The following is a 26,438-nucleotide window of genomic DNA, read 5'->3' as shown; positions in this document are numbered from 1 at the left end:
CCGTCCCTACACTGACCTGCGTGCATCGACCGGCCTACGCCCTCCTCGTCGGAGTCGCCGCCCTCATGGGCGCCCTCGCCGTCGCCGCGTCGATCACCCTCGACCGACCGCTCGTCGACCCCGAGGGCTTCCTCGGCCCGTCGTGGCTGCGGCTGCCGCTGCTCGTCCTGGGCGCCTTCCTGCTCGACCTGCTGCCCAGGACCCTGTGGAAGTCGCGCTTCAAGCCGGCGGCGATGCTCCCGGTGGCCAGGGAGCGGGTGCGCACGCACTGGAACCGTGAGCGGATCACCCTGGTCGTCCTCGGCCTGGTCTGCTTCTACATCACCTACGTCTGCTACCGGAACCTCAAGTCGTTCCTGCCCTTCATCATGGGCGAGGACAAGTACGACCGCGAGCTGCACCTCATCGACCGCACGCTGATGTTCGGCCACGAGCCGGCCACCATCCTGCACACCGTGCTCGGCACCGGGATCCAGGCCCACTTCTTCTCCACCATCTACCTGTGGTTCCTGCCGCTGGTGCCGCTGGCGCTGGCCGCGTGGCTGGTGTGGTCGCGCAACATCACCTTCGGCTACTGGTTCGCCACCTCCCAGTGCCTCGCGTGGACGCTCGGCACCGCCTCCTACTACGCGCTGCCGACGCTCGGTCCCGGCTTCCAGTACAGCTACCTCTACACCGACCTGCCCGACACCGGGTCGAGCGCGCTGATGGAGGCGCTGTCCTACGGGCGCTCCAACGTGTTGCGCGAGGGCGTCGAGGGCGCCGTCCAGTCGGTCGCCGGCTTCGCGTCGCTGCACACCGCGATCACGCTGCTGGTCGCCCTGATGGTGCAGTACACGCTGCGCAACCGGATCCTGCACATCGTCTTCTGGGCCAACTTCGCGATCACCGTCATCGCCACGCTCTACTTCGGCTGGCACTACATCGCCGACGACCTCGCCGGCGTCGTGATCGCCCTGTTCTCCTTCTGGCTCGGCGGCCTCGCGAGCGGGCAGAAGTTCGACCGGCACGGCCTCGCCTCACACCCGACCTCGACGACGTCGCAGGTCCCCGTCGACGCCGACTGACCGCCGGTCCTGCGCCTGGACTCCCCGGATATCCGGGGACCTTCGTGCTTCGCACCCGAGATCCCGGGTGCGAACCACGAGCTGCGGGTACGAGGATCACGCGCCGAGGCGGCGCCCCTCGCGCCGGCGCGACTCGAACACAGCGCGGATCCGCGCGGCGAGGCGCTCGGGGCGGGCCAGGTCCGCCCACGTGACGCGGATGCAGGTCCAGCCGGTGAGCTGGCACACGAGCTCCTCGCGCCTCTTCTCGCGCATGAGGAACTCCTCCAGCGTCTCGCCGTCGCGGCGGTACCGCTCGTACTTCATCCGCCCGTCGAACTCGACGAACACGCCGTGGTCGGGCCACGCGAAGTCGAGCCGCGCCACGAGCGTGCCGTTCTCGTCGCGAACCTCCCACTGCGGCTCAGGTCGCGGTAGTCCCTGGGTGTAGGTCACGTAGCTGAACCGGTCCTCGCCGACCGACTCCAGCCGTGCGTCTGCCAACCGCAGCACGATCGTCGCCGTCAGGCTCCCGGGCCAGTCGGCGTGCGCCTCGACCTGGTGCTCGAGGTCCTGCAGCGTCATCGCACGGGCGTGCAGCAGGCGGTTGACCACGACCAGCGCGGGTTCGATCCCCGTGATCGTGGTGACCTCGAAGGCGGAGCGGGCCGCGGTGCTGATCGTGAGCCCGTGGAGCTCCTCGACGTCGTCGTCGCCGAGCACCCCGCGGTGCGGTGTCCAGTCCGCGAGCTTGCGGCCGGCACGATCGGCGCCGAGCCGGGTCGTGTGGACGACGCCGAGGTCGAACCCCCACACGGGGACGCACCGCTCGACCACGGACGAGACGTGGGTGAGCGCGGTCATCGGGTCGGCGCGGGCGACGACGGCGCGGCACAGCAAGCGATGGCGTTCCTCCTCCGTGGCCTGGAGCCACACGGACGTGGGCACGTAGGCGCCGTAGCGGATCCTGGTCAGCGCCTTCGCGCGGACGAGGCGCGCGATCTGGTCGTCGGTCATGCCCTCGGCGACCAGCTCGCGGCGAAGTCGTACGACGCCGGCGAGGGCGAGCGGTGGCTTCATCATGCGAGTCGGGTGCCCGTGGCGGCAGCGCCCCAACCCTGGCTCGTGCAGCCTGTGGACAGGGCGCCGGACGTCGGGCTCCGCACCCGGAACTCGTGCTGCGCGCCCGAGATCTCGGGTCCACACCACGACAATCCCCGGATATCTCGCCGTTCGTGCTGGAATTACACCGTTGTAGTTCGTCAAAGCGACACGCCGCACGACGGTGAAAAAGTTGAGGAAACTGTTCCCTGTGTGACGAAAGTTGATTAGCGTGCCTCGAGTTGCCCGTGCGATGGGGAAGTCGCACGGGCTCCCGAGACCTCAAGGGGAACCCCCGTGCCCGACGAGACACCCGCACCACGTCGTACGACGGCGCGCTGGGCGACCGCTGCCCTCCTCGTCGCCGGACTCGCGCTCGGCGGTGGCCGCGGCGCCGCGTTCGCCGACGACGAGCAGGTGCCGAGCGAGTCCGACGTCGCCGCCGCCCGCGAGCGGGCGGACGCCGCGGAGCGTGACGTCGCCGCGGTCCGGGCCGACCTGATCCGGGCCGACCTGGCCCTCGAGGAGGCCGGCGACCGCGCGGCCCGCGCGGCCGAGGCGTTCAACGGGGCCCGGTGGCGGGCCGAGCAGGCGCGCGCCGACGCCGTCGAGGCGCAGGCCGCGGCCGACCGCGCGAGCGCGCACGTGGCCGAGCAGCGCGAGCTCTACGCCGACGCCGTCGTCGCCTCCTACGAGGACGCGGCCGGGGTGCAGGGACTGGCCGCCGTCGTCGGGTCCGACGGGATCCAGTCGATGGTGGACCACTCGGTGACCATGGCGACCACCTCCGACGTGCTCGACGGCCAGTACGACTCCTACGCCGCCGCCGCGGCGGTCGCGGAGGTCACCGCGGGCACCGCCGCCGACGCCGCCGACCGGGCGGACCGCGCAGAGGCCGAGGCCGCCGAGGCCCGGGACGCAGCAGCCGAGGCCGAGGCCGAGGCGGGCGCCCAGGCGGAGGGCATCGCCGCCCGGAAGTCGGACCTGGTCGCCGAGCTCGCCGAGCTGCAGGGGATCAGCGTCCGCCTCGCCGAGCGTCGCCAGCGCGCCCTCGAGCGGGCGGCCGCCGAGGCCGCAGCCGCCGCCGCGCAGGCCGCGGCAGAGCAGGCCGAGCAGGAGGAACAGGAGGAGGCCAGTGCGACGCCGACACCGTCGCCGACGCCCACTCCCACTCCCACCCCGACGCCCACGGCGACGTCGATCCCCACCCCGACGGCGACGCCCACTCCCACCCCGACGCCCACGGCCACGCCCACCCCGACGCCCAAACCCACCCCCACGCCCACCCCCGTCCCGACCACCGGCGACGCCGCCGCGGCCGTCGCGTTCGCCCGCGGCCAGATCGGGGAGCCGTACGCCTACGGCGCCGCCGGCCCCGACGCGTGGGACTGCTCCGGCCTCACCGCGGGCGCGTGGGCCAGCGGCGGGAAGTCGCTGCCGCACTACTCGGTCGCGCAGTACACGCAGTCGACGAGGATCTCGGCCGGCGAGCTCCAGCCCGGCGACCTGGTCTTCTGGGGGTCGTCGAGCAGCCCCGACTCGATCTACCACGTCGCGATCTACGTCGGCGACGGCCAGGTCGTGCACGCGCCGCGCACCGGCCGCGACGTCTCCGAGGAGTCGATGTACTACTGGCGGGCGCCGAACTTCTTCGCCCGCCCCTGACGGCGGGTCGGCTCAGCGCACCTTGCGCGCGAACCGCGCGGCCAGCTCGCCGGGCTCCAGGTCGCCGTCGAGGACCCGGCGGGTCGGCCAGGCGGACGTGTCGATGCCGGAGAGCTCCTCGAACAGCGCGAGGTCCTTGGCGTAGAGAGCGGCCAGCCGCGAGACGTCGTCGGCGGTCGGCGCCGTGCCCGGGACCTGCTCGGCACCCGCGTGCCAGTTGCGCAGCGGGGGCACCCGCTCGAAGCGGGGCAGGTCGAGGAAGTCGGTGGTCCGGTCGACGGTGGCGGGGAAGTCGGCCAGCATCGCGCGCAGCTCGAGCAGCAGCCACTGGCGGCGGTCGAAGAGCTCGAAGCCGCGCTGCAGCTGCTCGCCGTAGAACCCGCGCGCGAGCCCGGTCATGTGCCGCCAGCGCATCGTCCGCACACCCTCGGGCACCTCGTCGGGCAGCGAGGTGTGCGGCCACTCGGTGAGGAAGTCGGGCCAGTCGGGCCACTTCAGGTTGCGCGAGCGGAGCATCACCCAGTGCGAGAAGAGCCGCTCCAGCGGGTCGCGGAACACCGCCACGAGCGGCATGCCCGGGTCGTAGGCCCGCATCCGCTCCATCGCGTGCGGCCAGTAGAGGTAGGTAGGCGACGCGTCCCCGACCCGGCGGTGGATCGCCGCGCGGCGCGGGGCGACGTAGTCGCGGGCGTGGTCGGGCGCCGACCAGTCGACGGTCTCGTCGTCGAAGTAGTGCCGCTCCTTGTCCGGGGGCTGGCACACCAGCGGGTGCTGGTTGAGGGTCACCGCGAGGGTCGACGTCCCACCCTTCTGGACGCCCACGATCGCGAAGTCGTAGGCCATCACGCCCAGCGGGGTGGAGGGGGCGGGCTCGTTCATCGCCGCGAACCTACCGGCCCGGCTACGTTGGGGCCATGACCACCCGCGAGGTGCCGCCCGTCGCCGAGATGCCGACCCTCGACCCCGACGTGGACGTCGCGGCGCTGCGCGCGCTGCTCGACGGTCGCCACCGCGAGGTCCGCGACCTGGTCCGCGCCAACCTCGCCGAGCACGCGCAGATCCTCGAGGACGCCGAGGTCCTGGACCGCGCGGCCTACCGTGAACGGGTCCGGGACGTGGTGGTCACGATGGCCGCGACCGGTCAGACCGGCATGGGCTTCCCCGAGGCGTACGGCGGGGGCGGCGACATCGGCGCCTCGATCGCCGCGTTCGAGACCCTCGCCTACGGCGACCTCTCGGTGCTGGTGAAGGTCGGCGTGCAGTTCGGCCTGTTCGGCGGCGCCATCCTCCAGCTCGGCACGAAGCACCACCACGACGCCCTCCTCGCCGACCTCGTCGCCGGGCGCACGATGGGCTGCTTCGCGATGACCGAGTCCGGCCACGGCTCCAACGTGCAGGCCCTCGGCACGGTCGCGTCGTACGACGCCGCGGCGCAGGAGTTCGTCATCACCACGCCCGACGACGCCAGCCGCAAGGACTACATCGGCAACGCCGCGGCCCACGGCGAGGTCGCGGTGGTGTTCGCCCAGCTCGAGGTGGGCCACGGGGACCAGGGGGAGCAGGTCGAGCGGCACGGCGTGCACGCCTTCGTGGTCCCGATCCGCGAGGACGGGCGGGTGCTCGACGGCGTCCGGGTCGAGGACGACGGCCCCAAGATGGGGCTCAACGGCGTCGACAACGGGCGGCTGTGGTTCGACGGCGTCCGGGTGCCGCGCACCGCGCTGCTCAACCAGTTCGCCGAGGTGACCCCCGAGGGCCGCTACCTCTCGCCGATCGACAACCCCAACAAGCGCTTCTTCACCATGCTCGGCACCCTCGTGCAGGGGCGTGTGTGCGTCGGCGGTGCCGGCATCAACGCCGCCAAGGTCGCCCTCGCCATCGCGGTGCGCTACGCCGACCGGCGCCGGCAGTTCGAGGCGAGCGCGACCGGCGAGGAGCAGGTCCTCCTCGACTACGGCGTGCACCAGCGCCGCCTGCTGCCGCTGCTCGCCCGGACGTACGCCCTCCACCTCGCGCAGGAGGTCGTGGCCGGGCAGCTCCACGAGGTGTTCTCCGCGAACGGCGACGAACCCGACGACGAGCAGGCTCGGCGGATGCTCGAGTCGCGCGCCGCCGGCACCAAGGCGCTCGGCACGTGGCACGCCACCCGCACCATCCAGGAGTGCCGCGAGGCGTGCGGTGGCGCGGGCTACCTCAGCGAGAACCGCTTCGCCGCGCTCAAGGCCGACACCGATGTCTTCACCACCTTCGAGGGCGACAACCACGTCCTGCTCCAGCTGGTCGCGAAGGGCCTGCTCACCGACTACGCCGGCGAGTTCGAGGAGATGGACCAGCTCGGCATGGCCCGCTTCGTCGCCGGCCTCGCCGTCGACACCGTCGTGGAGCGCACTGCGGTCCACAAGCTGGTGCAGTCGGTGCGCGACCTGCTGCCCGGCGGCGACTCGTGGGACCAGGAGGCGGGGCTGCTCGACCCGAACTACCAGCTCGCCATGCTGCGCTTCCGCGAGGAGCACATGATCGCCGGCGTCGCGCGCCGCCTCAAGCGCGGCATCGACCAGGGCGACGACCCCGGCGCCGTCTTCTCCCGCGTGCAGGACCACGTCATCGCCGCAGCCCGCGCCCACACCGAGCGCCTCGTGCTCGAGGCGTTCGTCGCCAAGGTGGCCGCCGTCAGCGACCCCGACCTGGAGGCGACGCTCCGCCTGCTGTGCGACCTGCACGCGCTGTCGACGATCGAGGCGGACCGGGCGTGGTTCATGGAGCACGGCCGGCTCTCCAGCACCCGCTCCAAGGCGATCAGCCGCGAGGTCAACGCGCTGTGCCGCCGGGTCCGGCCGCTCGCGGTCGACCTCGTCGACGCGTTCGGGGTGCCCGACGAGGTGCTGCGCAGCCCCGACCTGCTCGGCTGGACCGACGCGGGACCGGTCCGATGACCTTCGGCGGGGTGCCCACCCGGTGGGAGCCGGCCGGCCCGAGCCGCGGCGTCGCGCTCGTCGCCCCGGGCCGTGCGTACGCCCCCAGCGCGCCGCTGCTCGACTTCGCCCGCGTCGCGCTCCAGCAGCACGGCTTCACCGTCCAGCAGATCTGGTGGGACAGCACCACCCGCGGTGACGACGACGAGCCCGAGCCGTGGGTGCGACGCCACGTCGCGGCCGCCCACGCCGCCGAGCAGGCCGACCACGTGCTGGTCGTCGGCAAGTCTCTCGGTACCCGTGCCGCGTCCTACGCCGCCGAGCGCGGCCTCGACGCCATCTGGCTCACCCCGCTGCTGACCGAGCCCGAGGTCGCCGAGGCCATCGCGGCCAACGCCGGACGACAGCTCCTCGTCGGGGGCCTCGCCGACGAGCTCTGGGTCCCCGCGGTCGCGCAGGAGCTCGAGGAGGGCGGGTGCCAGGTGCTCGCGGTGCCCGACGCCGACCACGGCATGGGCACGCCGGACGCCGTCCGCACCGTGGAGATCCACCTCGAGGTCGCCCGCGCGGTCGAGCAGTTCCTGTCCGGTCTCGACGGAGCCTGAGCATGCGGGTCCCGCGGGCGGTCGGCGAGTGGAGCGAGGACCCGCTCTGGGCGCGGATCTACCCGCACCTCGTCGAGCACCCCGCCCTCGGGGCGCCGCTGTGGCGGCTCGGGCTCGGCACCGACATCTCGCGGCTCGACGCGGCCGCCTCCGAGATCGGTGACCTCCCCGCCGGCGCACGCGTCCTCGACGTCCCGGCCGGCAGCGGCATCGCGCTGCGCGGGCTGCGGCCCGGCGCCGGAGTCGACCTCGTGGCCGCCGACATCTCGCCGCGGATGCTCGAGCGCACGTCGGCCGCGGCCGAGCGGCTCGGCGTCACCGACCAGGTCACCACGACCCTCGCCGACGTGGCCCGGCTGCCGTTCCCGGACGACTCCTTCGACCTCGTGGTCTCCTTCACCGGCCTCCACGTCTTCCCCGACCCGCACGCCGCGATCGAGGAGATGGTGCGGGTGCTGCGACCCGGCGCGACGATCAGCGGCAGCGCGTTGTTCGACGACGACTTCCGCGGCCTCGCGCGTCGCTACCGCCTCGTCCACGCGGCGGGCCGTCTCGGGCAGGTGCTGGGTCCGATGTGCAGCTCGGCCGAGGCGGCCACGTGGCTGGCCGGGGCGGGCGCGCGCGACGTACGCCTCGAGATGAGCGGCGGGATCGGCTGGTTCCGGGCGGTGAAGGGGCTGAGGTGATGCGCGGCTGTCACGGACCCGGGCCGGCCGGTGTCTCCATGTCATCCACCCGAGAAGGAGATGACATGCCCAGCCAGTTCAGGATCCCGAAGGCCCGGCTCACCGGTGCGTACGGCGCCCTCATGACCCGCGTCGCGAAGCGGACGTGGGGACAGGTGCCCGACAACGCCTACGTGCTGTTCCACCACCGCCCCCTCACGAGGGCGGTCTTCGGCTTCGAGCAGAAGGTCGCGCGCTGGGACGCGCTCGACCCCCACCTCAGGACGTACGCCGAGATGGCGAGCGCGGGCGCGATCGGGTGCTCGTGGTGCCTCGACTTCGGCTACTTCCTGGCCCACACCCAGGGCCTCGACGAGGCGAAGGTGCGCGAGGTGCCGCGCTGGCGCGAGTCGGGCGTCTTCACCGACCTCGAGCGCGACGTGATGGCCTACGCCGAGGCGATGACCGCCACGCCGCCGCAGGTCACCGACGAGATGGTCGCCGCCCTCGACGCGCGTCTCGGGCACGCCGCGATGGTCGAGCTGACGATGATGGTGGCCGTGGAGAACCAGCGCTCGCGCTTCAACTCGGCCATGGGACTGGCCTCGCAGGGCTTCAGCGACGTGTGCGAGCTGCCGCTCGCACCGGCGGGGACGGCCACGACGTGAGCACCGCCGACGCGTTCGTCACCCACCGCAACCTCCTCTTCACGGTCGCCTACGAGATGCTCGGCTCGGCGGCCGATGCGGAGGACGTGCTGCAGGAGGTCTGGCTGCGGTGGGCCGACGTCGTCGTCGACGAGGTGCGCGACCCGCGGGCGTACCTCGTCCGGGTGACCACCCGCCTCAGCCTCAACCGGTTGCGCACCCTGGCGCGCCGCCGGGAGGACTACGTCGGCACGTGGCTGCCGGAGCCGGTGCTGACCGCGCCCGACGTGGCGCAGGACGTCGAGCTCGCCGACAGCGTGTCGACGGCGATGCTGCTCGTGCTGGAGACGCTGCCGCCGACCGAGCGGGCGGTCTTCGTGCTCCGCGAGGTCTTCGACGTGCCCTACGCCGAGATCGCCGAGGCGGTCGGGAAGTCCGAGCCGGCGGTGCGCCAGGTCGCCAGCCGCGCCCGGACCCACGTCGCCGAGCGCCGGCCGCGGACGTCGGTGAGCACCGCCGAGCGGGACGCGGTGATCGAGCGGTTCCGCGCCGCCACCTCGGGCGGCGACCTGCAGGCCCTGATGGACGTGCTGGCGCCCGACGTGGTGCTGATGACCGACGGCGGCGGTCGCGTGAAGGCTGCGCTCAACCCGATCTCCGGCCGCGACAAGGTGCTGCGCTTCCTCACCGCGGTCACGCCCGACGCGCTCGAGCTGGTGCCGGTGTGGCTCAACGGCTCGCCGGCGATCCAGTTCGTCGTCGGCGGGCAGCGCGACGGCGTGGGCACCATGCTGGTCGAGGACGGGGTGGTGACCCGGCTGTTCCTGGTCCGCAACCCCGACAAGCTCGGGGCGGTGTCCGACGAGGTCGGGCTCGCGCGCTGAGGGTCCCCGCCGAGAGTTCTCGCCGAGAGTTCCCGCTGGCCGTTCGCGCTGGGCGAAAGCGGATCGGGCACCGATCCGGGAGACCCGGGCGTTGGAGCCTGCATGACCCAGAACCACTCCCTCCCGGCCTCGCTGCCGGTGGTCTTCCTCCACGACACGGTCGTGCTGCCCGGCATGGTCGTGCCCATCGAGCTCGACGACTCCTCGCGCGCCGCCATCGACGCGGCCCGGCTGGCGCACGACGCGGCGAGCGACGACGAGCCCACCCGCGTGCTCGTCGCCCCCCGGCTCGAGGACCGCTACGCCACCCACGGCGTCGTCGCCGTGGTCGACCGCGTCGGTCGCTTCGCCGGCGGCCGCCCCGCCGCCGTCCTCCGCGCCGAGCGGCGCGTCGCCATCGGCGCCGGCGTCACCGGTCCGGGCGCGGCGCTGTGGGTCGAGGCCGAGCCCGTCCCCGCGCCCGAGGTCACCGACGAGGTCCGCGACCTCGCCGAGGTCTACCGCGCCCACGTCATCTCGATCCTCGAGCGTCGCGAGGCCTGGCAGGTGGTCGACACCGTGCGGCGCATCGCCGATCCCGACGCGCTGGCCGACACGTCCGGCTGGGCGCCGTACCTCTCGGCGGAGCAGAAGCGGCAGGTGCTCGAGACGCCCGACATCGGTGAGCGGCTGCGCCTGCTCGTCGACTGGACCGGCGCCTACGACACCGAGGACGAGGTCACCTCCACGATCAGCCAGGACGTCCGCGAGGGCCTGGAGAAGACGCAGCGCGAGTTCGTGCTGCGCCAGCAGCTCGCCGCGATCCGCAAGGAGCTCGGGGAGGGCGAGCCCGACGGCTCGGACGACTACCGCGCCCGCGTCGAGTCCGCCGACCTGCCCGACCCCGTACGCGAGGCCGCGCTGCGCGAGGTCGACAAGCTCGAGCGCTCGAGCGACCAGAACCCCGAGGCCGGCTGGATCCGCACCTGGCTCGACACCGTCCTCGAGCTGCCGTGGAACGAGCGCACCGAGGACTCCCACGACGTCGCCGCGGCCCGCGCGGTGCTCGACGCCGACCACCACGGCCTCGACGAGGTCAAGGACCGGATCACCGAGTACCTCGCCGTGCGCGCCCGCCGCGCCGAGCGCGGCCTCGAGGTCGTCGGCGGCCGCGGCTCCGGTGCCGTTGTGCTGCTCGCCGGCCCTCCCGGCGTCGGCAAGACCTCGCTGGGCGAGTCCGTGGCCCGCGCGCTCGGACGCAGGTTCGTCCGCGTCGCGCTCGGCGGCGTACGCGACGAGGCCGAGATCCGCGGCCACCGTCGGACCTACGTCGGCGCGCTCCCCGGCCGCATCGTGCGCGCGATCAAGGAGGCGGGCTCGATGAACCCGGTCGTCCTGCTCGACGAGGTCGACAAGGTCGGCGCCGACCACCGCGGCGACCCGGCAGCCGCGCTGCTCGAGGTGCTCGACCCGGCGCAGAACCACACCTTCCGCGACCACTACCTCGAGCTCGACCTCGACCTGTCCGACGTGCTGTTCATCGCGACGGCCAACGTCGTCGAGCAGATCCCGTCGGCCCTGCTCGACCGGATGGAGCTGGTCACCATCGACGGCTACACCGAGGACGACAAGGTCGCCATCGCCCGCGACTTCCTCGTCCCGCGCCAGCTCGAGCGCGCCGCGCTGACCCCCGACGAGGTCACCGTCTCCGACGAGGCGCTCGGCGAGCTCGCGGCGAGCTACACGCGAGAGGCCGGCGTACGCCAGCTCGAGCGGCTGCTGGCCAAGGCGTTCCGCAAGGCCGCCACCCGCCTCGCCACGGGCGAGGTCGAGCGCGTCGACGTCGACCTGGCCGCGCTGGCCGACCTCGTCGGGCGCCCGCGGTTCACGCCCGACGCCCACGAGCGCACCGACGTGCCGGGCGTCGCGACCGGGCTGGCCGTGACCGGCCTCGGCGGCGACGTGCTCTACGTCGAGACGTCGGTCGCCGAGGGCACCGCAGGTCTGACGGTCACCGGGCAGCTCGGCGACGTGATGAAGGAGTCCGCCTCCATCGCCCTGTCCTGGGTGCGGGCGCACGCGGTCGAGCTCGGTGTCGAGCCGTCGGCGTTCGAGCGGTCGATCCACGTCCACTTCCCGGCGGGCGCGGTCCCGAAGGACGGCCCGTCCGCGGGCGTCACGATGGTGACCGCGCTCGTCTCGCTGCTGACCGGCCGGCCGGTGCGCTCCGACGTCGGGATGACCGGCGAGGTGTCGCTGTCGGGCAGGGTGCTGCCCATCGGTGGGCTCAAGCAGAAGCTGCTCGCCGCCCAGCGGGCCGGGTTGTCGACCGTGTTCGTCCCCGAGCGCAACCGCCCCGACCTCGACGACGTACCGGCCGAGCTGCTCGCCGCGCTCGACGTGCGCCCGGTCGGCCGGGTCACCGAGATCCTGGCCGACGCACTCGAGCCGGCGGCCGTGTCGGAGGCTCCGGCGGCTGCCTGAGCCCCGAAGTGGCGGGACTCGAGCGGACCAATGGTCGCTCGAGTCCCGCCATTCCGTGCGTCTAGCGTCGACACCGTGCGTCGAGCGTCGATCTCTCCGCTCGAGTCAACCCGTCGACGGCGTGGGTCAGGCGTCCTCGCCGAGGCTGTCGTCGGCCATGTTCTCCAGGTCGTCGCCGTGGCCCTCGGTCCTGAACCGCTCGAAGGAGGCGTGGACCTCGGCCTCGGCCTCGGTGCGGCCGACCCAGTCGGCGCCCTCGACGGACTTGCCGGGCTCGAGGTCCTTGTAGACCTCGAAGAAGTGCTGGATCTCCAGGCGGTCGTACTTGGAGACGTGGTTGATGTCGCGCAGGTGCTCCAGGCGCGGGTCGTGGCTCGGCACGCAGAGGACCTTGTCGTCGCCGCCGGCCTCGTCGGTCATGCGGAACATGCCGATCGCGCGGCACTCGATGATGCAGCCCGGGAAGGTCGGCTGCTGCAGGATCACGAGCGCGTCGAGGGGGTCGCCGTCCTGGCCGAGCGTGTTCTCGATGAAGCCGTAGTCGGCCGGGTACGCGGTGGAGGTGAAGAGCATCCGGTCCAGGCGGATCCGCCCGGTCTCGTGGTCGACCTCGTACTTGTTGCGCTCACCCTTGGGGATCTCCACCACCACGTCGAACGTCAGCACGTCTTCCTCCACACTTCTCCGGAGCCCCTCCGGCCTCATCGCACGTCCGGCAGCGGGCCCGACGCGTTGGTCTCGGGGCAGTGTCGCGCACAATGGCCCCGATGCGCGAAGCGAGAGGGTCCCAACGGCGGCGACGTGACGTACGCCACTCCCGTCGGCGGTGGGTCCGCACCGGGCTCCCGGTGGTGCTGGTGGTGGCCCTCCTCGGCGCCGGCGTCGGCGCGTACCGCTACGAGTGGGGGCCGCGCTACTTCCCCGGGCTGGCCGCCGACCCGGTCACCGAGCCGGAGCAGGTGCTGCCGCCCGCCGGGCTCGACCTGCCCGCGTGGACCGACCCCGCCCCCGTCGCCGCCAGCCTCGACACCGCGGGCACCGTCGACCCGACCCGGGTCGCGGCCGCGCTGCGCGCCGGCCTCGCCGACCCCGACCTCGGGCCGCACGTCGTCGCCGCGGTGTCGTCGCTGACCCCGGGCTCCGCGACGTGGACCTCGGCGGACGGCACGTACGTCCCCGCCTCCACCACCAAGCTGCTCACCCTCGGAGCCGCGCTCGCCACCCTCGGGCCCGACCACCGCTTCACCACCACCGTCGTCCGCGGCGACCGGCCCCGCGAGGTCGTGCTGGTCGGCGGCGGCGACCCGCTCCTCGCCAGCAAGCCGCTGACCGTCGCCGAGCAGGGGGCGACCTACCCCGAGCGGGCGGACGTCGCGACCCTCGCCGTGGCGACCGCGGAGGCGCTCGGCGGCAGCGGCCGGGTGCGGGTGCGCTACGACGACACCCTCTTCACCGGGCCCTCCGACAACCCCGCCTGGCGCCGCGACTACGTCCCCGACGACGTGGTCAGCCCGATCACGGCGCTGATGGTCGACGGCGGCCGCGAGGACGACGGCGACACCCGGGCGGACGACCCCTCGCGGGCCGCCGCGCAGGCGTTCGCCGACGCGCTCTCCGCCGCCGGGATGACGGTCGCGGGCCGCCCGGCGCCGGCGGCGGCCGCGCCGGACGCCGAGCAGCTCGCCGCCGTGCAGGGCGCGCCGCTCGCCGACGTCGTCGAGCGGATCCTCGACGTGAGCGACAACGAGGGCGCCGAGGTCCTCGGCCACCAGGTCGGCCTGGCGGTGTCCGGCACCGGGTCGTTCGAGGCGGGCGCCGCCGGTGTGGTCTCGACCCTGCAGGACCTCGGCGTCGACATGTCCGGCGACACGGTTCTCGACGGCTCCGGGCTCTCGCGCCGCAACCGGGTCACCACCTCCTCGATGCTGGCCCTCCTCCAGCTCGCGGCGGGGCCCGGGCACGACGACCTGCGCAGCCTGGTCACCGGGATGCCGGTCGCCGGGTGGTCGGGCTCGCTGACCTACCGCTTCGACGACGGGCCGGCGCTCGCGCGAGGTCTGGTGCGCGCCAAGACCGGCACGCTCACCGGCGTGCACGCGCTCGCCGGGATCGCGGTGGGCCGCGACGGCCTCCCGATGGTCTTCGTCCTCGGTGCCGACCGGGTCGCGGCCGAGGACGGCCTCCTCGCCCAGGACGCGCTCGACCGGGCCGCGGGACGCCTCGCGGCCTGCCGCTGCGCGGGCTGACCTTCCCCACGTGATCGTGGGTCTCGACGCGCGGTCGCGCCCTCGCAGGCTCGGTCGCGCGCTTGCTCAACCTCCCGCCACACGCCGGGCACTCGTTCCTCGTGCCCGGCTAGTGTCGTGACATGAACCTCGTGGACTGGGACCTCGCCGTCACCGTCGGCTCACGGCTCACCGGTCCGGGTCCGCAGGTCGGCGCCGAGGAGGCGCACGCCGTGGTCGCCGAGCTGCGCGGGGCGGCCGACCGGTCGACGCCGCTCGTGCGCGAGTTCACCGGGCTCGACGGCGGCGACGGCACCGCGCCCGTGCTGGTCGTCGACCGCCCCGGCTGGGTGCAGGCCAACGCCGACGGCTTCGCCCGGATCATGGCGCCGGTCGCGCGCAAGGTGGTGGAGCGCAAGGGCGAGCCCTCGGCGCTGGCCGAGGCCGTCGGATCGCGGGTCACCGGCACGGAGGTCGGGCTGATGCTCGGGTTCCTCAGCAGCAAGGTGCTCGGCCAGTTCGACCCGTTCTCCGAGCCCCACGGCCGGCTGCTGCTGGTGGCGCCCAACGTCGTCCAGGTCGAGCGCGAGCTCGGCGCCGACCCCCACGACTTCCGGCTCTGGGTCTGCCTGCACGAGGAGACCCACCGCGTGCAGTTCACCGCCAACCCCTGGCTGGGCGGGCACCTGCTGGCCCAGATGGAGGCGCTCGCCGACACCGTCGAGCCGGCCGCCGTGCTCGAGGGACTGCGGCGCGGCGCGGAGGTCGTCCGCGGCGGCGGCAGCATCATCGACCTCGTCTCGACCCCGGCGCAGCGCGAGGTCCTCGACCGCGTCACCGGCGTGATGTCGCTGCTCGAGGGCCACGCCGACGTCGTGATGGACGGCGTCGGGCCCACCGTCGTGACGTCGGTGAAGGACATCCGCCGCAAGTTCGACCAGCGCCGCAAGGGCGTCGGCGGTCTCGACCGCGTGCTGCGCCGCCTCCTCGGCCTCGACGTGAAGATGGCGCAGTACCGCGACGGCGCGGGCTTCGTGCGCCACGTCGTCGACAAGGTCGGCATGGACGAGTTCAACGCGGTCTGGACGGGCCCGGAGACGCTGCCGTCGAAGGCCGAGATCGGCGACCCGGACGCCTGGGTCGCGCGCGTGCTGTGAGCCTGCACCCCTCCGTCGCCGCGGTCCGGAACCCGGTCCGCGCGCTGCTCGCCGACCTGCCGACCGGGGCGGTCGTGGCGGTGGCGTGCAGCGGCGGCGCCGACTCCCTGGCGCTGGCGTCAGCCGCGGTGTTCGAGGGCCACCGGCTCGGACTGCGGGTCGTCGGCGTGACCGTCGACCACGGCCTCCAGGCCGGCTCGGCGGAGCAGGCCGGCCGGGTGGTCGCCCAGCTCGCGGCGCTCGGCGTCGACGAGACCCTCACCGCCCGGGTCGCGGTCGACGGCGGGTCCGGGCTCGGCCCCGAGGGGGCCGCCCGCGAGGCGCGCTACGCGGTCCTCGAGCAGGTGGCCGAGCACCTCGGTGCCGCCGCGGTGCTGCTCGGGCACACCCTCGACGACCAGGCCGAGACGGTCCTGCTCGGCCTCACCCGCGGCTCGGGAGCCCGCTCGCTGCGCGGCATGCGGCCCGGCTTCGGGCCGTTCGCGCGCCCGCTCCTCGGCGTACGCCGCGACGACACGGTGACCGCCTGCCAGGTCGAGGGCCTCGAGGCGTGGGACGACCCGCACAACCACGACCCCGGCTACACCCGCGTGCGGGTGCGCGACCGGGTGCTGCCGGTGCTCGAGGACGAGCTCGGGCCCGGCGTGGCCCGGGCCCTCGCCCGCACCGCCGACCAGCTCCGCGACGACACCGAGCTGCTCGAGCGGCTCGCCGACGGGCTCGCGGACGGCGCACGCCGCGACGACTGCCTCGACGTCGGCGTGCTGGCCGACGCGCCCCCGTCGTTGCGCCACCGGGTGCTGCACCGGGCCGCCGTCGCGGCCGGCTCGCCGCCCTCCGAGCTCACCCGCGACCACGTCCTGGCCGTCGACGCGCTGGTCACTGCCTGGCGCGGCCAGAAGTGGATCGACCTCCCCGGCCCGCTGCGCGCGATGCGTCGCGACGGCCTGCTGGTGTTCGTCCGGCCCTGAGACCCTAGGCTGCAGCCCATGGACTCGTCCCACGTGGAGCACGAGCTGGTCAACGTCCTCTTCACCGAGGAGCAGATCCAGCAGCGACTGGCCGAGATGGCCCTGCAGATCACCGCCGACTACGAGGGACGCGACCTGCTGGTCGTCGGCGTCCTGCGTGGCGCCGTGATGGTCATGGCCGACCTGGCCCGGTCGATGCCGCGCCACCTCGAGATGGACTGGATGGCGGTCAGCTCCTACGGCTCCGGCACCAAGTCGAGCGGCGTGGTCCGCATCCTCAAGGACCTCGACACCGACATCAGCGGTCGCGACGTGCTGATCGTCGACGAGATCATCGACACCGGCCTGACGCTGAGCTGGCTGGTCAACAACCTCTCGAGCCGCAACCCGGCGAGCGTCGAGATCGCCACCCTGCTGCGCAAGCCGGAGGCGCTGTCGATGCCGGTCGAGCCGAAGTACGTCGGCTGGGACATCCCCAACGAGTTCGTCGTCGGCTACGGCCTCGACTACCGCGAGAAGTACCGCAACCTGCGCGACATCGGCACCCTCGCCCCCCACGTCTACTCCTGACGCCCACCCCGCCGTGGTGCGAACGGGTCGCCCCGCTTCACCCCGGCTGGAAGAATGTGGGTCCTGGTGACGTGTAGCGTCGCCTCCTCAACCCCGAACCGGTGAAAGTTGCCTGTGAAGCGCATATTCAAGGGCCCTTGGCTGTGGATCGTCCTGTCCGCCTTCGTGGTGCTGCTGGCGATCCAGTTCCTCGCGCCCAACGACGGCTACGACGAGGTCAAGACCTCGACCATGACCTCCTACATCGACAAGGGCCAGGTCGACGAGATCGAGCTCAACGGCGTCGACTTCGAGATCCGGGCCACCCTCGACGAGGGCACCCGTGACGCCGGCGACAAGGTCGTCACCCACTACGCCGACGGCCAGCAGGAGGAGCTCTTCGCCTCCATCAACAAGCAGCTCGCCGCCGGTGACCTGAAGAGCTACAACGGCGACATGCCGCAGCCGAGCTTCCTCGGCTCGCTCCTCGCCACGCTGCTGCCGTTCGCGCTGATCATCCTGCTCTTCATCTTCCTGATGAACCAGGCGCAGGGCGGCGGCGGCCGGGGCGTCATGCAGTTCGCCAAGTCCAAGGCCAAGCTGATCACCAAGGACATGCCGAAGACGACGTTCAGCGACGTCGCCGGCTGCCAGGAGGCGATCGAGGAGCTCGGCGAGATCAAGGAGTTCCTCACCGACCCGGCCAAGTTCCAGGCCGTCGGCGCCAAGATCCCCAAGGGCGTGCTGCTCTACGGCCCGCCCGGCACCGGCAAGACCCTCCTCGCGCGCGCCGTCGCCGGCGAGGCGGGCGTGCCGTTCTACTCCATCTCCGGCTCCGACTTCGTCGAGATGTTCGTCGGCGTGGGTGCCAGCCGGGTGCGCGACCTGTTCGAGCAGGCCAAGGAGAACCCGCCGGCCATCGTCTTCATCGACGAGATCGACGCCGTCGGCCGCCACCGCGGCGCCGGCATGGGCGGCGGCCACGACGAGCGCGAGCAGACGCTCAACCAGCTCCTCGTCGAGATGGACGGCTTCGACGTGCGCGGCGGCGTGATCCTCATCGCCGCGACCAACCGCCCCGACGTGCTCGACCCCGCCCTGCTGCGCCCGGGCCGCTTCGACCGCCAGGTGCAGGTCGACGCCCCTGACCTCGACGGCCGCCACCAGATCCTCAAGGTGCACTCGCGTGGCAAGCCGATCGCGCCCGACATCGACCTGCTGGCCATCGCGCGACGTACGCCCGGCTTCACCGGCGCCGACCTCGCCAACGTGCTCAACGAGGCCGCGCTGCTGACCGCGCGCGGCAACGCCAAGCTCATCACCGACGCCTCCCTCGACGAGGCGATCGACCGCGTCATCGCGGGCCCGCAGCGGCGTACGCGCCTGATGAGCGAGCGCGAGAAGCTGATCACCGCCTACCACGAGGGCGGCCACGCGCTCGTCGCGGCGGCGCTCCCCGGCACCGACCCGGTGCACAAGGTGACGATCCTCCCGCGCGGTCGCGCGCTCGGCTACACGATGGTGCTGCCCGACCGCGACAAGTACAGCCAGACCCGCAGCGAGATGCTCGACTCGCTGGCCTACATGCTCGGCGGCATGGCCGCGGAGGCGCTGATCTTCCACGACGTCACGTCGGGCGCCGGCAACGACATCGAGAAGGCCACCAACCTCGCCCGCGCGATGGTGACCCAGTACGGCATGACCGAGCGCCTCGGCGCGGTCAAGCTCGGCGACAGCAACTCCGAGCCGTTCCTCGGCCGCGACATGGGCCACACCCGCAACTACTCCGAGGAGACCGCCGCGGCGGTCGACGAGGAGGTCAAGACCCTGCTGGGCCACGCCCACCAGGAGGCCTTCGAGATCCTCGAGACCAACCGCGACGTGCTCGACGCCCTGGTCCTCGCGCTGCTCGACAAGGAGACCCTCGACAAGGCCGAGATCGCCGAGATCTTCGAGCCCCTCACCCGGCGCCCGGCCCGCCCCGCGTGGACCGGCTCGCCGGAGCGGGTGCCCTCGTCGATCCCGCCGGTCGACATCCCGCAGGAGATCCGCGACCGTGCCCTCGCCGGCAGCGCCCCGGAGGAGTCCACCGCCGGTGCGGTGCTGACGCCGCCCGGCGCGGGCGGCGACGTCCACGGTGGTCCCGCGGTCGGGCCGGACGCCTCGACCCCGCCCCACCCGGACGCCCCGTGACCGACCCGATCACGATGCCCGAGCGGGCACCCGAGGACGTCCCGCAGTTCGACCACGCCCGCGCGGAGGCGGCGGTCCGCGAGCTGCTGGCCGCGATGGGCGAGGACCCCGAGCGCGAGGGGCTGCTGGACACCCCGGCACGCGTCGCGCGGGCCTACGCCGAGATGACCCAAGGCCTGCGCCAGACCGCGCGCGACGTCCTCACCACCACCTTCGACCTCGGCCACGAGGAGATCGTGCTGGTCCGCGACATCGAGCTGTGGTCGATGTGCGAGCACCACCTCGTCCCGTTCACCGGCGTCGCCCACGTGGGCTACATCCCGGCCGAGACCGGCAAGATCACCGGCCTGTCCAAGCTGGCCCGCCTCGTCGACGTCTACGCCAAGCGCCCGCAGGTCCAGGAGCGGCTGACCACGCAGGTCGCCGACTCGCTGGTCGAGATCCTCGACGCCCGCGGCGTGATCGTGGTGATCGAGGCCGAGCACCTGTGCATGACCATGCGCGGCGTGCGCAAGGCCGGCGCCCGCACGATCACCTCCGCGGTGCGCGGGACCTTCCTGAGCAACCAGGCCACGCGCGCCGAGGCGATGGCGCTGATCCGCTCAGGCACCAGGTGACCGGGCGCTCCGAGCCGCACACGCCCGGGGCGCCCCGGGTCATGGGGATCGTCAACGTCACCCCCGACTCCTTCTCCGACGGCGGCCGGTGGGACACCACCGAGGCCGCCGTCGCCCACGGCCGGCTGCTGCGCGAGCAGGGCGCGGACGTCCTCGACATCGGCGGCGAGTCGACCCGGCCGGGAGCCACCCGGCCGCTGGTGGCCGAGGAGCTCGACCGGGTCGTCCCGGTGATCCGAGAGCTGGCCGCCGACGGCGCCGTCGTCTCGGTCGACACGATGCGCCACGAGGTCGCCGCCGCCGCGGTCGCCGCCGGTGCGCGGATCGTCAACGACGTCTCGGGTGGCCTCGCCGACCCGGCGGTCCTCGACGTCGTCGCGGACACCGGCGCCACCTACGTCGCCATGCACTGGCGCGCCCACGCCGACCGGATGCGCGACTTCACCGACTACGGCCCCGACGGTGTCGTCGCCACGGTGCGGCGCGAGCTCGAGGCGCGCCTGGAGGCGATCGCCGCGGCCGGCGTGCTGCTCGACCGGGTCGTGCTCGACCCGGGGCTGGGGTTCGCCAAGCAGCCGGCACACAACTGGGAGCTGCTCGCCTCGCTCGACGTGCTGCAGGGCCTCGGACGGCCGGTGCTGGTGGGGGCGAGCCGCAAGTCGTTCCTCGGCACGCTGCTCGCCGACGACGACGGGCCGCGGCCGGTGGACGGCCGCGAGCACGCCCACGCGGCGCTGGTCGCGCTGCTGGCGTCTCGGGGCGTCGACTACCTGCGCGTGCACGACGTACGCGCGACCCGCGACGCGCTCGCCGTCGTCGCCGCGATGGAGGAGAGCAGATGACCGACGAGCTGGCCGTGAGCGGGATCGAGTGCTTCGCGCACCACGGCGTCTTCGACTTCGAGAAGCGTCAGGGCCAGGTGTTCGTGGTCGACCTCGTGCTCGGGATGGACACCCGCGCCGCGGCCGCCTCCGACGACCTCACCGACACCGTCAACTACGGCAGCCTCACCACCGACGTGAAGGCCGCCGTCGAGCGGGATCCGGTCGACCTGATAGAAACCGTCGCTCAACGCATCGCGGACGTGTGCCTGTTGGACAGTCGTGTTGAATGGGCCCGGGTCACGCTGCACAAACCTGATGCGCCCATCGACGCGACGTACTCGGACGTCGCGCTGACGATCACCAGAACGCGAGGTAGCTCATGACTGAGACCCCCAACCCCCACATCGTGGACGCCGACTCCCTCACCGGGGAGATGCACCCGATCCGCCGGGTCGTGGTCGCGCTCGGGTCCAACCTCGGGGAGCGGCTCTCCTCGCTCCAGGGTGCGGTCGACGCGCTCGCCGACACCCCCGACTTCTTCGTCACCGGCGTCTCCCCGGTCTACGAGACCGAGCCGGTCGACGCGCCGGAGGACTCCGGCCCGTACCTCAACGCCGTCGTCCTCGCCGACACCACGCTCCCGGCCGCGCGGCTGATGGAGCGGGCCCTGGCGATCGAGGACGCCTACGAGCGCGAGCGCAGCGACATCCGCAACGCGCCGCGCACCCTCGACGTCGACCTCATCGTGGTCGGCGACCGCCGCTCCAACGAGGACTTCCTCCGCCTGCCCCACCCCCGCGCCCACGAGCGCGCCTTCGTGCTCCAGCCGTGGCACGACCTCGAGCCCGACGCGGTCTTCCCCGAGCGCGGCCCGATCGCCGACCTGCTCGACGCGGTCGACGGCTCGGGCGTGAAGCGACGCGAGGACCTCGCCCTCGACTTCCAGTGACCAGTCCCGGCCCCGACCCCGAGGCCCCGGAGGACCCGGACGGCGAGGAGGGCCCGCGGGGCTCGCTGCGACCCACGTCGTCGCGCGCGCTCGGGATCTGCGCCGTGCTCGGCCTGGTCGGCGGCTGGGCGGTCCACCCGGTGTCGGTCCGGCTGGTCGGGCACGCGCCGCCGCTGTCGTGGGTGCCGGGCCTCGCCCTGGTCCTGGTGGCCGCGATCATGACCTTCGTGGCCTGGCAGACCTGGCAGACGGTGCAGGTCCGCGGCGCGCGGCTCGAGGTGCACCAGGCGGTCAACCGACTCGTCCTGGCCCGCGCGTGCGCGCTGATCGGGGCCCTCGTCGCGGCGGCCTACGTCGGCTACGCGGTGAGCTGGCTCGGTGACGGGTCCGCGGTGGCCGATCGCTGGATCGCCCGGTCGCTCGTCGCCGCGCTCGGGGCGGGCGGGGTGATGCTCGCCTCGCTCGCGCTGGAGCGAGCGTGTCGCACCGACGGGGGCCGTCCGCAGCCCTAGGGTGGCCCCATGCCTTCCCAGCAGCCCCAGCAGTCACAGGCGTCGCGCACGCCCGCTCGCCGTCGCCAGCGCAGCACGCGCCTGGCCGTGGCCGTCGCCCTCCTCGTGGCCGGCGCTGCCCTCGTCGTCGCCGCGCTCGCGTCCGCCTCCGGCCTGCTGACCGCCGTCGCGGCGGTCGTCGCCGTCGCGATCGGCGCCGCGGCCACCAAGATCACCCACTCCGAGCTCGTCCAGACCCGCCACGAGGCCGCGCGCGACCGCGCCGCCCAGGCCCAGGAGTACCGCGCCCTCACCGAGCAGCGCACCGCGGAGTCCATCGCGTTCGCCGATGACATGAAGCGCAAGATCGCCGACCGCGAGGAGGCGATCGACGTCCTCGAGCGCGCCCTGTCGTCGGCGCAGAAGAACGCCGCCGAGCAGACCCTCAAGCGCGGCCAGGAGGCCCGCCGCGCCGACCAGGCCGAGCGCCACCGTGACGAGGCCCAGCGCTTCCGCGACGACGCCGACGAGCGCGCCGCCGAGGCGATCGTCCGCGTGGCCGAGCTCGAGGCCGAGCTCGACGTGCTGCGCGCCGAGGTCGACTCGCTCCGCGTCGCTGCGGCGCGTCGCGCGCACCGGAGCGCCTGAGGCTCCTCCAGCTCCCCGAGCGGTGGCCCAGCCACATTCCTGACTCCAGGAGTGTGGCTGGGCCACCGCCGTTCTGTGGCCCGCCGCGCGATGCGGAAGGATGGGCGCCGTGATCCCCGAGGACAACAGGTTCGAGAGCGACCCCACCGACGTCCTGCCGGACGACCCCGGACTCCCCGCCGGGTGGGTCGCCGAGGCCCCGGACGGGACCGACGCCGCCACCGTCGCGCGGCTGACCGAGCTGCTGCGGGGCCACGAGCGCGCGGGTCGCGGCTGGGCCGGGTCGGGCGAGGACGAGGTGCTCGTCGAGGTCTCCGACCACGGCCTCGCGATGCGCGAGAACCTCGTCGTGCGCGACCCCGACGGCCTCATCCGGGCGTGGGGGAGCGTGCACGACCGGGCCGAGGGGCGGATGCTCTTCGTCCACGTCGTCGACCGGGACGTCGACGAGCGGCTGGCAGACCGGTGCAGCGACGTGCTGTTCGAGTGGGCCGAGGCCCAGGCCCGGTCCGTCGGCGCCGCCCGCGGCCTGTCGGTCCAGCAGATCGACACCGGTGCCTTCGCCGACGACGAGCGCCAGCACGCGTGGCTGGCCGACGCCGGCTTCGACCGGGTCCGCACGTGGTGGCAGATGAGCCGCTCGGTGGAGGCCGCCGAGGCCGAGCTGGTGCCCGACCCGGCGCGCTGGGAGCGCCAGGGCGTGGTGTTCCGGCTGGTCGAGCGGTCCGGCGACGGGATGCCCGACGTCGCCGACCTGCGCGCGGTCCACGAGGTGCTCGAGGGCGCCTTCACCGACCACTTCAACTCCGCCGAGGAGACCTTCCAGGAGTTCATCCACCGCCTGCGCGAGGACCCCGGGCACCGCTGGGACCACTGGTGGCTGGCCGAGATCGTCGACGGCGGGGGCGACCCCGAGCCGGCCGGCGCGCTCGTCGGCACCGTCAGCGAGTCGGCCACCGGGCCCGACGGGTCGTACGTCTCCTACCTCGGCGTCCTCGAGTCCGCGCGCGGGCGCGGCGTGGCCACCGGCCTGCTGCGCACGATCATCGCCGACGCCGCTGGTCGCGGCCGCGACCGCGTGGGCCTCGAGGTCGACGCCGACTCACCGACCGGCGCCGACGGCCTCTACGTCGCGATGGGCTGGGGCACCAAGTACGTCACCGAGTCCTGGCACAAGGACGTCACGGTCGGCTGACGCACGGGCCCGGTCCTGACACAGCACTGGTCGGGTCCTCGGGGCTGTCGATCCGTGTTGCGTCACGCCGTGTGCCACATCGGCGGTCACCAGCGGCTCATGCCGGCGCGTCCTGTGTCACAACGTGACGGTCGCCCGCTGGGTGGTGATCCGGAGCGTGTCACCACCCGTGCGGCTCAGCGCAGCGACTCGCGCAGCGCGCGGTGCACGCCGCCGGGCGTGAGCACGCCGACGAACTGCGCGCCGCGGCGCACGCCGACCATCGGCCGGTCGTCGCGCAGCATCGCCGCCAGCGCCTCCTCGAGCGAGGAGTCGAGGTCGATCGCGGCCCCCAGGTCGCCGGTCGCGACGCCGTCGAGCGGCTCGAGGTGCTCCTCGCGCAGGCGGGTCACCGTGAGCGTGCGCAGGCCGCCGGCGCCGACGAAGTCGGCCACCTGCTCGTCGGCCGGGTGGGCCAGCAGCTCGGCGGGGGTGGCGTACTGCAGGAGCCGCCCGCCGGTCGCGAAGACCGCGACGCGGTCGCCCATCCGGATCGCCTCGTCGATGTCGTGGGTCACTAGCACGACGGTCTTGTCGAGCTCGTCCTGGAGCCGGCGGAACTCATCCTGGAGCCGTCCGCGCACGATCGGGTCGACGGCGCCGAACGGCTCGTCCATCAGCAGCACGGGCGGGTTCGCCGCGAGCGCGCGAGCGACGCCGACGCGCTGGCGCTGGCCGCCGGAGAGCTCGTGGGGGTACTTCCGGGCGTACTGCGCGGGCTCGAGGCCGACGGTGGCGAGCAGCTCGTGGGCGCGCTCGCGGGCGGTCGACCTCGACTCGCCGTAGAGCAGCGGCACGGTCATCACGTTCTGCTCGATGCGCTGGTGGGGGAACAGGCCGATCTGCTGGATGACGTAGCCGATGCCGCGGCGCAGCTCCACCGGGTCGGCGTCGGTGACGTCCTGTCCGTCGAGCCAGATCCGGCCGGCGGTCGGCTCGATCAGCCGGTTGATCATCTTGAGCGTGGTCGACTTGCCGCAGCCGGACGGGCCGACGAGGCAGACCATCTCCCCCCGACCGACGTCGAGGTCGAGCTCGTGGACGGCCACGGTCCCGTCCAGGTAGGTCTTGCCCACGCCCTCGAGCCGGATCATCGGCTCGCCGCTCCGTGTAGCGTCCATGCGGTGACCCTACTGGCAGTGGCCGACGACCCGAGCTGCTACAGCCGGCTCGTCAACGACTGGATCTGCGCCGACTACGTCGCGGACCGGCGCTCCGAGATCGTCGACGCGACCGTGCAGCACCTCGGCATCACGGTCGTCTCCGTGCTGGTCGGCCTCGTGATCGCGTTCCCGCTGGCGCTCCTCGCCCGTCGGGTCCCGCGGCTGGAGTCGGCGATCCTGGCGGTCACCACCGGGATCTACACGGTGCCGTCGCTGGCGCTGTTCCCGCTGCTGGTGCCGTTCACCGGGCTGACCGCGACGACCGTCGTGATCGGACTGGCGCTCTACGCGCTGACGATCCTGGTCCGCAGCCTGCTCGAGGGCCTGCGTGCGGTGCCCGACGAGGTGCGCGAGTCCGCGACCGGCCTGGGCTACGGCCGCGGCAGCCTGCTGATGAAGGTCGAGCTGCCCCTCGCCGTGCCGGTCGTGATGGCCGGCCTGCGGGTCGCGACCGTCTCCACCGTCGCGCTGACGACGGTCGGGTCGCTGGTCGCCTACGGCGGGCTCGGCAACCTGATCAAGGACGGCGTGCTGACCAACTTCCGCGCCGAGCTGTTCACCGCGTCGGTGCTCTGCGTCGTGCTGGCGGTCGTGCTCGACGTGGTGCTGGTGCTGGTGCAACGGGTGCTGACGCCCTGGACGAGGGGAGCGCGGGCATGAGGGTCTTCGCCGACATGTGGGCCTACCTCTCCGACGGCGCGAACTGGTCGGGGAGCGACGGGATCGCCGCGCTGCTCGGCCAGCAGCTGCTGCTGACCGTGACTGCCCTCCTGATGGCGATGGTCGTCGGGCTGCCGCTCGCGCTGTGGCTGGGGCACCTCGGACGCGGCGGGTTCCTCGCCATCAACATCTCCAACGTGGGCCGCGCGATCCCGACCTTCGCCCTGCTCGGCCTGCTGGTCGTGGCGCCGTGGCCGGGCACCGACGGGCTGGGCCCGTACGGCCGCGCCGGCCTGGCCACCCTGATCGCGCTGACGCTGTTCGCGCTGCCGCCGATCATCACCAACGCCTACGTCGCGATGCGCGAGGTCCCGGCCGACGTGCGCGAGGCGGCACGGGGGATGGGCATGACGGGAGCGCAGCGGTTCTGGCGCGTCGAGCTCCCGCTCGGCCTGCCGCTGGTCGTGTCGGGCCTGCGCCTGGCGCTGGTGCAGGTGTGGGCCACCGCGACCATCGCCGCGCTGGTGGCCGGGCCGGGGCTCGGCCAGGTCATCACCGACGGCTTCTTCCGCTCCAACTACGGCAAGGGCATCGCCGGCGCGCTGGTGGTCGCCGTCGTGGCGCTGGTGCTCGAGCTGCTCGCCGCGCTCGTGCAGCGGGCCGCCGACCCCACCCGGAGGGGTGCGGGGTCCGGGCCTCGGAACGACGCACTGTCGGTGAACCCAGCTACCGTGGACGAGCCCGCCGAATCCGTCGGCTGACGACCTAC

At 73.3% G+C, this 26,438-nt stretch carries 26 protein-coding genes; 22 read left to right on the top strand and 4 right to left on the bottom strand.

Features of this window, described 5'->3' with window-relative positions; all coding sequences use genetic code 11:
- Positions 1-20 precede the first annotated feature (20 nt).
- Positions 21-1,067, top strand: coding sequence for a phosphatase PAP2 family protein (locus KDN32_RS18500; RefSeq protein WP_307854214.1), 1,047 nt, complete (start codon positions 21-23; stop codon positions 1,065-1,067).
- A 96-nt stretch (positions 1,068-1,163) separates the two neighbouring features.
- Here KDN32_RS18500 and KDN32_RS18495 read toward each other — a convergent pair whose 3' ends face one another.
- Positions 1,164-2,129, bottom strand: a complete 966-nt coding sequence (locus tag KDN32_RS18495; RefSeq protein WP_211733707.1) for a putative endonuclease domain-containing protein — start codon at positions 2,127-2,129, stop codon at positions 1,164-1,166.
- A gap of 315 nt (positions 2,130-2,444) precedes the next feature.
- Between KDN32_RS18495 and KDN32_RS18490 the strand changes: the two genes are divergently transcribed.
- Complete coding sequence (locus tag KDN32_RS18490; protein WP_211733706.1) at positions 2,445-3,812, top strand: C40 family peptidase; 1,368 nt, start codon at positions 2,445-2,447, stop codon at positions 3,810-3,812.
- Between the two features lie 12 nt (positions 3,813-3,824).
- On the opposite strand, the gene KDN32_RS18485 is transcribed toward KDN32_RS18490, so the two are convergent.
- Positions 3,825-4,691, bottom strand: coding sequence for a sulfotransferase domain-containing protein (locus tag KDN32_RS18485; protein WP_211733705.1), 867 nt, complete (start codon positions 4,689-4,691; stop codon positions 3,825-3,827).
- A gap of 35 nt (positions 4,692-4,726) precedes the next feature.
- On the opposite strand from KDN32_RS18485, the gene KDN32_RS18480 reads away from it, so the two are divergent.
- The 6 genes from KDN32_RS18480 to lon all read left to right on the top strand — a co-directional run bounded on the left by KDN32_RS18480 (position 4,727) and on the right by lon (position 11,988).
- Positions 4,727-6,745 carry an acyl-CoA dehydrogenase family protein gene (locus KDN32_RS18480; RefSeq protein ID WP_249217259.1) on the top strand — a complete coding sequence of 673 codons (2,019 nt, stop codon included), beginning with the start codon at positions 4,727-4,729 and terminating at the stop codon, positions 6,743-6,745.
- Positions 6,742-7,329 carry a hypothetical protein gene (locus tag KDN32_RS18475; RefSeq protein WP_211733704.1) on the top strand — a complete coding sequence of 196 codons (588 nt, stop codon included), beginning with the start codon at positions 6,742-6,744 and terminating at the stop codon, positions 7,327-7,329. The genes KDN32_RS18480 and KDN32_RS18475 overlap by 4 nt, the downstream gene beginning before the upstream one ends.
- Before the next feature lie 2 nt (positions 7,330-7,331).
- Positions 7,332-8,015 (top strand): class I SAM-dependent methyltransferase, encoded by a 684-nt coding sequence (locus KDN32_RS18470; RefSeq protein WP_211733703.1) that lies wholly within the window; start codon positions 7,332-7,334, stop codon positions 8,013-8,015.
- A gap of 65 nt (positions 8,016-8,080) precedes the next feature.
- Positions 8,081-8,662, top strand: a complete 582-nt coding sequence (locus tag KDN32_RS18465) for a carboxymuconolactone decarboxylase family protein (RefSeq protein WP_211733702.1) — start codon at positions 8,081-8,083, stop codon at positions 8,660-8,662.
- Between the two features lie 56 nt (positions 8,663-8,718).
- Positions 8,719-9,525 (top strand): RNA polymerase sigma factor SigJ, encoded by an 807-nt coding sequence (gene sigJ / locus KDN32_RS18460; RefSeq protein WP_249217414.1) that lies wholly within the window; start codon positions 8,719-8,721, stop codon positions 9,523-9,525.
- 102 nt (positions 9,526-9,627) lie between these two features.
- Entirely contained in the window at positions 9,628-11,988 is a 2,361-nt protein-coding gene (lon, locus tag KDN32_RS18455; RefSeq protein ID WP_211733700.1) for an endopeptidase La, read from the top strand.
- Between the two features lie 126 nt (positions 11,989-12,114).
- Here the strand turns inward: lon and KDN32_RS18450 are convergent, their stop codons facing one another.
- The gene (locus tag KDN32_RS18450; protein ID WP_443678644.1) at positions 12,115-12,693 is read right to left on the bottom strand and encodes an inorganic diphosphatase; all 579 of its coding nucleotides are present in this window, start codon (positions 12,691-12,693) and stop codon (positions 12,115-12,117) included.
- A 62-nt stretch (positions 12,694-12,755) separates the two neighbouring features.
- On the opposite strand from KDN32_RS18450, the gene dacB reads away from it, so the two are divergent.
- From dacB to KDN32_RS23415, 12 genes are all read left to right on the top strand, one after another.
- Positions 12,756-14,234, top strand: a complete 1,479-nt coding sequence (dacB, locus tag KDN32_RS18445) for a D-alanyl-D-alanine carboxypeptidase/D-alanyl-D-alanine endopeptidase (RefSeq protein WP_211733699.1) — start codon at positions 12,756-12,758, stop codon at positions 14,232-14,234.
- 122 nt (positions 14,235-14,356) lie between these two features.
- Positions 14,357-15,370: an Rv3626c family coenzyme F420 biosynthesis-associated protein gene (locus tag KDN32_RS18440; protein WP_211733698.1), complete on the top strand. Its 1,014-nt coding sequence runs from the start codon at positions 14,357-14,359 to the stop codon at positions 15,368-15,370.
- The gene (tilS, locus tag KDN32_RS18435) at positions 15,367-16,341 is read left to right on the top strand and encodes a tRNA lysidine(34) synthetase TilS (RefSeq protein ID WP_211733697.1); all 975 of its coding nucleotides are present in this window, start codon (positions 15,367-15,369) and stop codon (positions 16,339-16,341) included. The genes KDN32_RS18440 and tilS overlap by 4 nt, the downstream gene beginning before the upstream one ends.
- Before the next feature lie 18 nt (positions 16,342-16,359).
- Positions 16,360-16,911 carry a hypoxanthine phosphoribosyltransferase gene (gene hpt, locus KDN32_RS18430; protein WP_211733696.1) on the top strand — a complete coding sequence of 184 codons (552 nt, stop codon included), beginning with the start codon at positions 16,360-16,362 and terminating at the stop codon, positions 16,909-16,911.
- A 114-nt stretch (positions 16,912-17,025) separates the two neighbouring features.
- Positions 17,026-19,083 carry an ATP-dependent zinc metalloprotease FtsH gene (ftsH, locus tag KDN32_RS18425; protein WP_307854213.1) on the top strand — a complete coding sequence of 686 codons (2,058 nt, stop codon included), beginning with the start codon at positions 17,026-17,028 and terminating at the stop codon, positions 19,081-19,083.
- Positions 19,084-19,097: 14 nt separating this feature from the next.
- Positions 19,098-19,700 (top strand): GTP cyclohydrolase I FolE, encoded by a 603-nt coding sequence (gene folE / locus KDN32_RS18420; RefSeq protein WP_249217412.1) that lies wholly within the window; start codon positions 19,098-19,100, stop codon positions 19,698-19,700.
- Between the two features lie 41 nt (positions 19,701-19,741).
- Positions 19,742-20,542 (top strand): dihydropteroate synthase, encoded by an 801-nt coding sequence (folP, locus tag KDN32_RS18415; RefSeq protein WP_211734994.1) that lies wholly within the window; start codon positions 19,742-19,744, stop codon positions 20,540-20,542.
- Positions 20,539-20,907, top strand: coding sequence for a dihydroneopterin aldolase (gene folB, locus KDN32_RS18410; protein WP_211733693.1), 369 nt, complete (start codon positions 20,539-20,541; stop codon positions 20,905-20,907). The genes folP and folB overlap by 4 nt, the downstream gene beginning before the upstream one ends.
- Entirely contained in the window at positions 20,904-21,473 is a 570-nt protein-coding gene (gene folK / locus KDN32_RS18405; RefSeq protein WP_211733692.1) for a 2-amino-4-hydroxy-6-hydroxymethyldihydropteridine diphosphokinase, read from the top strand. The genes folB and folK overlap by 4 nt, the downstream gene beginning before the upstream one ends.
- The gene (locus tag KDN32_RS18400; RefSeq protein ID WP_211733691.1) at positions 21,470-21,985 is read left to right on the top strand and encodes a DUF3180 domain-containing protein; all 516 of its coding nucleotides are present in this window, start codon (positions 21,470-21,472) and stop codon (positions 21,983-21,985) included. The genes folK and KDN32_RS18400 overlap by 4 nt, the downstream gene beginning before the upstream one ends.
- Positions 21,986-21,994: 9 nt before the next feature.
- Complete coding sequence (locus tag KDN32_RS18395) at positions 21,995-22,612, top strand: hypothetical protein (protein ID WP_211733690.1); 618 nt, start codon at positions 21,995-21,997, stop codon at positions 22,610-22,612.
- A 109-nt stretch (positions 22,613-22,721) separates the two neighbouring features.
- Positions 22,722-23,807, top strand: a complete 1,086-nt coding sequence (locus KDN32_RS23415; RefSeq protein WP_211733689.1) for a GNAT family N-acetyltransferase — start codon at positions 22,722-22,724, stop codon at positions 23,805-23,807.
- A gap of 176 nt (positions 23,808-23,983) precedes the next feature.
- Here the strand turns inward: KDN32_RS23415 and KDN32_RS18385 are convergent, their stop codons facing one another.
- Positions 23,984-24,967, bottom strand: coding sequence for an ABC transporter ATP-binding protein (locus KDN32_RS18385; RefSeq protein WP_249217258.1), 984 nt, complete (start codon positions 24,965-24,967; stop codon positions 23,984-23,986).
- A gap of 3 nt (positions 24,968-24,970) precedes the next feature.
- Between KDN32_RS18385 and KDN32_RS18380 the strand changes: the two genes are divergently transcribed.
- Positions 24,971-25,669, top strand: a complete 699-nt coding sequence (locus KDN32_RS18380; protein ID WP_211733688.1) for an ABC transporter permease — start codon at positions 24,971-24,973, stop codon at positions 25,667-25,669.
- On the top strand, positions 25,666-26,430 hold the full coding sequence (locus KDN32_RS18375; RefSeq protein WP_211733687.1) for an ABC transporter permease: 765 nt from the start codon (positions 25,666-25,668) through the stop codon (positions 26,428-26,430). Before KDN32_RS18380 ends, KDN32_RS18375 begins: the two co-directional genes overlap by 4 nt.
- Positions 26,431-26,438 lie beyond the last annotated feature (8 nt).

The organism is Nocardioides palaemonis, assembly GCF_018275325.1.
GTDB lineage: Bacteria > Actinomycetota > Actinomycetes > Propionibacteriales > Nocardioidaceae > Nocardioides > Nocardioides palaemonis.
This window is presented reverse-complemented; position numbering and strand designations above follow the sequence as displayed.

Excerpts from the sequence above, each read along its gene's own strand:
- KDN32_RS18495 (WP_211733707.1), bottom strand. The coding sequence starts at position 2,129 with ATGATGAAGCCACCGCTCGCCCTCGCCGGCGTCGTACGACTTCGCCGC.
- KDN32_RS18485 (WP_211733705.1), bottom strand. The coding sequence starts at position 4,691 with ATGAACGAGCCCGCCCCCTCCACCCCGCTGGGCGTGATGGCCTACGAC.
- KDN32_RS18480 (WP_249217259.1), top strand. The coding sequence starts at position 4,727 with ATGACCACCCGCGAGGTGCCGCCCGTCGCCGAGATGCCGACCCTCGAC.
- KDN32_RS18475 (WP_211733704.1), top strand. The coding sequence starts at position 6,742 with ATGACCTTCGGCGGGGTGCCCACCCGGTGGGAGCCGGCCGGCCCGAGC.
- KDN32_RS18470 (WP_211733703.1), top strand. The coding sequence starts at position 7,332 with ATGCGGGTCCCGCGGGCGGTCGGCGAGTGGAGCGAGGACCCGCTCTGG.
- KDN32_RS18465 (WP_211733702.1), top strand. The coding sequence starts at position 8,081 with ATGCCCAGCCAGTTCAGGATCCCGAAGGCCCGGCTCACCGGTGCGTAC.
- sigJ (WP_249217414.1), top strand. The coding sequence starts at position 8,719 with ATGCTCGGCTCGGCGGCCGATGCGGAGGACGTGCTGCAGGAGGTCTGG.
- lon (WP_211733700.1), top strand. The coding sequence starts at position 9,628 with ATGACCCAGAACCACTCCCTCCCGGCCTCGCTGCCGGTGGTCTTCCTC.
- KDN32_RS18450 (WP_443678644.1), bottom strand. The coding sequence starts at position 12,693 with ATGAGGCCGGAGGGGCTCCGGAGAAGTGTGGAGGAAGACGTGCTGACG.
- dacB (WP_211733699.1), top strand. The coding sequence starts at position 12,756 with ATGCGCGAAGCGAGAGGGTCCCAACGGCGGCGACGTGACGTACGCCAC.
- KDN32_RS18440 (WP_211733698.1), top strand. The coding sequence starts at position 14,357 with ATGAACCTCGTGGACTGGGACCTCGCCGTCACCGTCGGCTCACGGCTC.
- hpt (WP_211733696.1), top strand. The coding sequence starts at position 16,360 with ATGGACTCGTCCCACGTGGAGCACGAGCTGGTCAACGTCCTCTTCACC.
- folE (WP_249217412.1), top strand. The coding sequence starts at position 19,098 with ATGCCCGAGCGGGCACCCGAGGACGTCCCGCAGTTCGACCACGCCCGC.
- folP (WP_211734994.1), top strand. The coding sequence starts at position 19,742 with ATGGGGATCGTCAACGTCACCCCCGACTCCTTCTCCGACGGCGGCCGG.
- folB (WP_211733693.1), top strand. The coding sequence starts at position 20,539 with ATGACCGACGAGCTGGCCGTGAGCGGGATCGAGTGCTTCGCGCACCAC.
- folK (WP_211733692.1), top strand. The coding sequence starts at position 20,904 with ATGACTGAGACCCCCAACCCCCACATCGTGGACGCCGACTCCCTCACC.
- KDN32_RS18395 (WP_211733690.1), top strand. The coding sequence starts at position 21,995 with ATGCCTTCCCAGCAGCCCCAGCAGTCACAGGCGTCGCGCACGCCCGCT.
- KDN32_RS18385 (WP_249217258.1), bottom strand. The coding sequence starts at position 24,967 with ATGGACGCTACACGGAGCGGCGAGCCGATGATCCGGCTCGAGGGCGTG.
- KDN32_RS18375 (WP_211733687.1), top strand. The coding sequence starts at position 25,666 with ATGAGGGTCTTCGCCGACATGTGGGCCTACCTCTCCGACGGCGCGAAC.